The organism is Gordonia rhizosphera NBRC 16068 (assembly GCF_000298195.1).
Classification (GTDB): Bacteria; Actinomycetota; Actinomycetes; order Mycobacteriales; family Mycobacteriaceae; genus Gordonia; species Gordonia rhizosphera.
In genome coordinates, this window is sequence record NZ_BAHC01000201.1 from 1 (window position 1) to 1,380 (window position 1,380).

Sequence of the window (1,380 nt, forward strand, 5' to 3'; positions counted from 1 at the left end):
GCGGATGGTGCCAGGTGTGGCGGTGAACTTGGGAACCACGCTCGGCATCGGGACGGGGGCAGGGAATCCCGGCGCGGCGAGCCGGGTGATCATCTGCCGCGCCGCATACTGGGCGTCGTCGGCGATGTCGCCCGGGGTGTAGATGCGTCCGCGGGGGATCTCGTAGTCGTCGAGCAGTTTCTCGAGCTGTTCACCGTCCAACTGGGTGGCCCAGGCGGAGATGAGGGCGTCGAGCTCCTCGGCGTTGACACCACGGGCCTGGTGAGTCGCAAATCGTTCGTCGGTGATCAGGTCGTCTCGGCCCATCGCCTGACACAGCCGCCGGTACACGGTGTCGGCGTTCGCCGCGATCAGCACCTCGACCCCGTCGCGGGCGGTGTACACGTTCGACGGTGCGACGCCGGGCAGGGTACTGCCGGACCGGGCACGGGTGACGCCGCCGATCTCGAAGTCGGACATGAGTGATTCGGTCAGTGCGAACACGCTCTCGTAGAGCGCGACGTCGACTTCCTGGCCGCGGCCGGTGCGTGCTCGTTCCTGCAGCGCCGCGAGCGTGCCGATGACCGCGAACATCGCCGCGAGTGCGTCGCCGAGGCTGATGCCGGCGCGCACGGGCGGGAGGTCGGGGAATCCCATCAGGGCCCGCAGCCCGCCCATGGCCTCCGCGACGCTGCCGAACCCGCGGTCGGCTGCGCGCGGACCGTCCTGCCCGAAGCCCGAGACGTGCGCCATGATGAGCGCCGGGTTGTCCGGTGCCACCGATGCGTAGTCCAGGCCCCACGCGGCCAGGCGACCGGGCGCGAAGTTCTCCAGCACCACATCGGCCTTGGTGAACAGGGTCCGGGCGAGCGCACGGTCGGCGTCGTTCTTGAGGTCGAGGACGACCGACTCCTTGTTGCGGGCGATCCCCGGCCACCACAGACTCTGTCCCTCGTGCTGCACACCCCAGTGCCGCATCGGGTCTCCGGCGGGAGGCTCGATCTTGATGACGCGGGCACCGTAGTCGCCCAACAACTGACCGGCGAACGGTCCGGCGATGAAACCGCCGAGTTCGATGACGGTGATGCCTTCCAAGGGTCCGGCGCTCATGCCGACCTCCTCTATCTGTGTCGAGGGGTTGTCATTTTCTGAAACTGAATCTAGCATCAGAAACGAGCAATGAGAACCACCGCGAAAGGACGTACTCAAGATGGCGATGATGACGAGGGACGACTACCTTGCCTCGCTCGATGATGGGCGGCGGATCTTCGCCGAGGGCGAAGAGGTCAAGGAACTGGCGAAGCATCCGCAGTTCGCGACTGCGATCGCGCTCGTCGGGGATGGCTATGAGCAGAACTATGTGCCCGGTGATGATGTCAGTGGCCCGTATTTCCAGGTTCC

General features: G+C 66.4%; 2 protein-coding genes. One reads left to right on the plus strand and one right to left on the minus strand.

The window, feature by feature from the left end:
- The coding region (locus GORHZ_RS24420) for a CaiB/BaiF CoA transferase family protein (RefSeq protein ID WP_006337860.1) at nt 1–1,089 on the minus strand (1,089 nt) is incomplete at its 3' end.
- A gap of 100 nt (nt 1,090–1,189) precedes the next feature.
- On the opposite strand from GORHZ_RS24420, the gene GORHZ_RS24425 reads away from it, so the two are divergent.
- A partial coding sequence (locus tag GORHZ_RS24425) for a 4-hydroxyphenylacetate 3-hydroxylase N-terminal domain-containing protein (protein ID WP_006337861.1) occupies nt 1,190–1,380 on the plus strand: 191 nt, incomplete at its 3' end.